Below are 6154 nucleotides of genomic sequence, written 5' to 3' on the forward strand. Positions count from 1 at the left end.
CGCAGCAGCGATTTTTCAGACTCGCATGATGCGCAGAATTTTGCTGCCGGCGTCAGCGTGCCGTACGGCTACGGCCTGCTCGATTACAGCTACAGCCGGAGCAACTACCTCAGCACCATTGACAACAACGGCTGGCCGTGGCGCTCCACCGGCGACAGCGAAACGCACCGGCTTACGGGTTCGTGGGTGGTGTTCCGCAACGGCGATATCAAGACCGCTCTCACAACCAGCATGACGCACCGCATCAGCCGCAATTATCTTGATGATGTGCTGCTGGACTCCAGCAGCCGCAGGCTCTCCGGCGTGATGCTCGGCATTAATCACACGCAAAAAATGGCCGGTGGTGTGGCGACCCTCAACCCGTCCTTTACCCACGGTGTACCGTGGCTGGGCGCGGAAGATGATAATGACAAACGCGGTGATGTGCCACGGGCTGANCTGGTTTTCGACACAGTTTACCGTGGGAACCCCTGTGAAATCCCCGGACTGGCTGGCACCGGATCATCTCAATATTTATTACCGCCTGGTGGTGGCGTTTTAAGGGACAAAAACGATGGATAACAATCAGACCCGTTTTTCTCAGCGTGTATTGAGCTGGCTGCTGAGTACCCTGCTGGCAACGCAACCGCTTCTGCCCGCGGTGGCTGCGACCATCACCCCCACCGGTAACACAAAGATGGACAAGGCAGCCAACGGCGTGCCGGTGGTGGATATCGCCACGCCGAACGGGGCCGGGATTTCGCACAACCAGTTTAAGGATTACAACGTCGGCAAAGAGGGGATGATCCTCAATAATGCCACGGGCAAGCTCAATCAGACGCAGCTTGGCGGGCTGATTAGCGGCAACGCCAGGCTGAAAGCGGGCAAAGAAGCGAAGGGCATCATCAACGAAGTGACCGGCGGCAACCGTTCACAGCTTCAGGGCTATACGGAAGTGGCGGGCAAAGCGGCGAATGTGATTGTCGCCAACCCATACGGCATCACCTGTAACGGCTGCGGATTTATCAACACCCCCCAGGCCACCCTGACCACGGGGAAACCTGTTTTTGACGCCAGCGGCAATTTACAGGCGCTGGACGTGAAAAAAGGCAGCATCACCATTGAGGGGCAAGGGCTGGATGCCAGCAGCAGCGATGCGCTGTCGATCATTTCACGCGCAACCGAAGTAAACGCCGCCATTCATGCGAAAGATTTAAAGGTGGTTGCCGGGGCCAACCGCGTTGGCACCGACAGTAGCGTGCAGGCGCAGCAGGGCGAAGGCAGCGCTCCCACGGTGGCGGTGGATACCGGTGCGCTCGGCGGGATGTACGCCAACCGCATCCGTCTGGTGTCCAGCGAGAAAGGCGTCGGGGTTAACCTCGGCGACCTGAATGCCCGCCAGGGAGACATCACCCTGGATGCCAGTGGCAAACTCACCGTTCACAACAGCCTCGCCAGCGGGGCGCTGTCCGCTAAGGGTGAAAGCCTCGCCCTGACGGGCGACCACAAATCCAGCGGCAGTATGACGCTGAACAGCCAGGGCGACATTGCCCTGAGCAACGGCTCGCNNCGCCAACGGCACGATTGCGCACGCCAGTGAAAAGCTGACCGCCGGACGTGATGCAACGCTTACCGCGAAGAACATCAGCCAGGATGCTTCCAGCCAGATTAACACTGCCCGCGATATCGCGGCTAAAGCCAGCGATACGCTGAAAACACAAGGGCAGATGACCGCCGGGCAGAACCTGACGGCAAGCGCCACGACCCTGACCCAGGACGGTAAACTGCTGGCGCAGAACAGCGCCCAGTTGAATGCCAGCACGCTGAATAACCGCGGTTCCGTGCAGGGCAGCTCGCTGACGCTGGGCAGTACAACGCTCAGCAACTCAGGTTCACTGCTGAGCGGCGGCAACCTGATTGTAAATACAAACGATTTTGCCCAAAGCGGCAGCACCGGCGCGAAGGGCAAAGCGGATATCACCGCCAGCGGGAAGCTGACTAATACAGGCTCTCTGGTGAGCGACGATGCGCTGACGCTGAAAGCGCAGGACGTGACGCAGAACGGCGTGCTGTCTGGCAGCAAAGGGCTGACGGTCAATGCGCAGACCCTGACCTCCGGCAAAAATTCGGTGACCCACAGCGAGGCTGCCATCACGCTGAATACCGCCACGGCGGCGCTGGACGGGGAAACCAGCGCGGGCGGCAATCTCCAGCTTCAGAGCGACACGCTCAGCACGGCGGCGAGCGCACAGCTTCAGAGCGGCAATACACTCAGCCTCACCGCGCAGGAAGCAGCGCTTGCAGGTACGCAGGCGGCACAAAAAACCATGACGGTTAACGCCCGTGAGAAACTCACTCACAGCGGCAAAAGCAGCGCGGCAGCGCTCAGACTTAGTGCGCCGGAACTGACCAACACTGGCGTGCTTGTGACCTCCACCCTGAACACTCAGTCGCAAACTCTCACCAACAGCGGCCTGATGCAGGGCAAAAGCGCCTTGCTGATTGGCACACAAAAGCTGGATAACCAACAGAACGGCACCCTTTACAGCGCCGCAAATCTTACGCTGGCTATTCCGGATATCCGCAACAGTGGGCTTATCACCAGTGATAAAGGTTTAATGCTAAGCTCTGGCTCCCTCAGCAATCCAGGCAAAATCATCGCTGACACGCTGAACGTCAAAGCGGGCACGCTAAGCGGAGACGGCCTGTTGCAGGGGATCGGGGCGCTGACGCTTGCCGGGGATACTCTCTCGCAGGGTGCCAACGGGCGCTGGCTGACGGCTGGCGATCTCTCCCTCAACGGTAAAACGCTGGATACCGCGGGGACCACGCAGGGGCAGAACCTTACCGCTCAGGCGGATAGCTGGACGAACAATGGCTCGGTGCTGGCAACCGGCAATCTTAACGCTACGCTGGGTACCTCTCTGCTCAACAATGGCGACCTGATGAGCCAGGGCAATTTCGGGCTGAATGCGCCCGTGCTGACCAACCACGGCAGCATTCTCTCATCAGGCGAAATGTCACTCGCCGGAACAACCTTCACCAGTGACGGCACGCTTCAGGGCAACGGCAAAACCACGCTCAGCGCGGCAACGCAGGCCCGCAACGGCGGCAAAATTCTCTCTGGTGGCGATCTGAGCTTCACTACGCCGGACTACAGCGGCAGCGGCTGGCTGCAGGCCACTAACCTGATGCTGAACGTGGTGAAGCTTGCCAGCAATGGCACCGTGATGGCGGCGAACCAGGCGACGCTCACAGGTAACAGTTTGACCAACGGCGGTACCTTCCAGGCCGCACAGCTGAACGTCAACACGCAGACCACCACCAACAGCGGCACGCTGCTCGGCAATCAAGGTTTGACGCTCAAAGGGAACAACCTTAACAACGCGGGCGGGAAGGTGTTCAGCGGCGGGGATATGCTTGCCGAAATGGTCTCGCTCAGCGGCGCGGGCCAGCTGGTGGCGCTCGGCAACCTGACGCTGAAGCTTACCAACGGCTTCACCACCCAGGGCGTTATCGCCGCGAACAAGCAGCTCTCCGTCAGCAGCCAGGGCGATATCACTAACGGAGCCACATTACAGGGCAACGGCATCACGCTGAATGCTGAGGGCAAGCTGACCAACAACGGGCAACTGACCGCAGGTAGCGGCACCACAGCATTGAGCGGCAGCCAGATTGCGATGAACGCCAGCGGCAGGCCGCAGNGGGCAATATCACTCTCGACGGTTTTACCGGCACGGCGGGCAGCCTGGCGTTAACGGTGGCCGGGTCGATCGTTAATACCGCCCTGCTGTATGCGGGCAACAACCTCTCACTGTTTGCCAACAGCATCCAGAACCTGCACGGCGATATACTGGCGGGCAATAATCTGGTGATGCAGAAAGACGCCAGCGGTACGGCGAATGCCGGGGTGATCAATACCTCCGGGAATATTGAAACCACTAGCGGCGATATTACGATTAAAACGAATGCCTTTACTAACCGATATACCACCCTGCAGGCCAGTGAGAATGCTGAGGAGCTGGCCCCACTGCCTTCATGGGTACACGGAACTGAAGGGGATATTTCGTTAGATGACATGGGGCCGAATGAAGTGGGTTACCATTACTCACTTGGCTCACCTCACGGTGATGGATTTGACCGCGATATTGTCTGGCAGGTCAGCGTTTATGAGCGTGCAAGGTTTAAGGAAGTCCTTTACTCACACAGTGCTGTGACCGTGCTGGCTGAAGGCAATCAGCCGCGGATGTCTTCCGGGCATAATTTCAGTATTTATGCGTATAAACTGGTAAATGAAGCGGGTTTACTGCTGGCAAACAATGATTTTACGCTTAAGGGTGGTGAACTTAATGACCAGTCATGGCAGGAAGGGGATAAGCAACAGTATCTGGTGTTTGAGACAACAGACCCCGTATCCGCTAATGATTCTGAGCAAAATACAAAACCGCATAACACCAATACCATGTCAGAATACGCGACTCTTCAGAAAATTCATTATAAAGCGAGCGGAGAATTAAAAACACAGGAAACCCCGGGCAAACTGTATCGCGCTGTTATACAGGCCGGGGGCAATATCGTTGCTGATTTTACCCGTGACATCAGTAATACCAACACCACTGCCAACGCGGGCAAAATCAGCAACACCATCACAAAGCCGAACCTCAACACACCTTCGGCGCAAAGCATCGGCGGGGGGGGAAGCTCCCGGCGGTATGGACGGCAACTATCCCCTGCCCTCCGGCAACAACGGCTACTTTGTGCCGTCCACCGATCCGGACAGCCCTTACCTCATCACCGTGAACCCCAGACTTGATGGTCTCGGTCAGCTTGACCCGTCGCTGTTTGGCGATTTGTATAAGCTGCCTGGCATGAACCCTGGCGCAGCGCCACGTGAGACAGGCAGCCAGTACACCGACATGAATCAGTTCCTCGGTTCGTCGTATATGCTGGACCGCCTCAGCCTGAACCNNACACCGTGCTGAACCAGACCGGGACGCGCTATATCAATGGCCCTGGCTCCGACCTCGACCAGATGCGCTACCTGATGGACAACGCCGCCGATGCGCAGGGTTCACTCGGCCTGAAGTTTGGCGTGGCGCTGACCGCCGAACAGGTGGCGGCACTCGACCACAGTATTCTGTGGTATGAAACTGCGACCATTAACGGCCAGACCGTGATGGTGCCGAAAGTGTATCTATTGCCAAAAGACGTGATGGTGCAGAGCGGCAGGGTGATTAGCGGGCACNAAGCGGGCGGGGCGCTCGACCTGAGCGCGCAGGGCGACATCAACAACATCGTCTCAGCCATCAGCGGCAAAACCGTACAGCTGGAAAGCGCCGGCGGTAGTATCAACAACATCATGCAGACTCAGCAGTGGAGTATAGGTGATGACAGTAGTTATGTCCGTGGTACTGACGTCGGGCAGACTGCCTACATCACGGCTACCGACGGCTTGAGTATGTCGGCAGCGAAAAACATTAACATCACCGGGGCGAGCGTGGCCGCAGGTGGTGACCTCGCGATGGGCGCTGGCAATGACCTGAACCTGAACGCGGCGGGCAACGGACAGGCCAGCCACACGGGCGGCAGCGAAAGCCATCAGAGCAGCGCAGACAGAACCATGATTTCTGCGGGCGGCAACGTGACGCTGGTTGCCTGGAGGGACGTTATCAGCCAGGCGGCAGGCATCGCGGCGGAAGGGAATGTCGGCATCCAGTCCGGACGCGACGTTAATCTTCTGGCAGAAGCCACCACCACGGGCAGCAGCAGCCACAGCAGCAAGAAAACGGTTATCGATGAATCCGTGCGCCAGCAGGGCACCGAAATCGCCAGCGGCGGCAACACCACAATTATCGCCGGACGTGACGTGAACAGCGAAGCCGCACAGGTGACCTCCAGCAGCAATATAGGCGTGGCGGCAGGCCACGACGTAAACCTGACCACCGCGACAGAAAGCGACTATCACTTCAGGGAAGAGACGAAGACCAAAAAAAGATTCCTCAGCAAGAAAACCACGCACAAGATTGAGGAAGACAGCACCACCCGTGAAGCCGGGTCACTGTTGTCTGGAAACAGCGTCACGGTAAACGCCGGTAACAACCTGACGGTGAAAGGCTCGGATGTGGTGGCTGACCAGGATGTGGCACTCAGCGCGGGTAATAATGTGGATATATCC

The 6154-nt window shown here is 58.1% G+C and carries 2 pseudogenes; both read left to right on the top strand.

The window, feature by feature from the left end:
- A pseudogene (locus tag GM30_RS03595) lies at nt 1–435 on the top strand (ShlB/FhaC/HecB family hemolysin secretion/activation protein); the annotation flags it as partial.
- 118 nt (nt 436–553) lie between these two features.
- Nucleotides 554–6154, top strand: a pseudogene (locus tag GM30_RS27000) (two-partner secretion domain-containing protein); the annotation flags it as partial.

The sequence above is a fragment of the Trabulsiella odontotermitis genome (assembly GCF_001188485.1).
GTDB classification, from domain to species: Bacteria; Pseudomonadota; Gammaproteobacteria; order Enterobacterales; family Enterobacteriaceae; genus Trabulsiella; species Trabulsiella odontotermitis_A.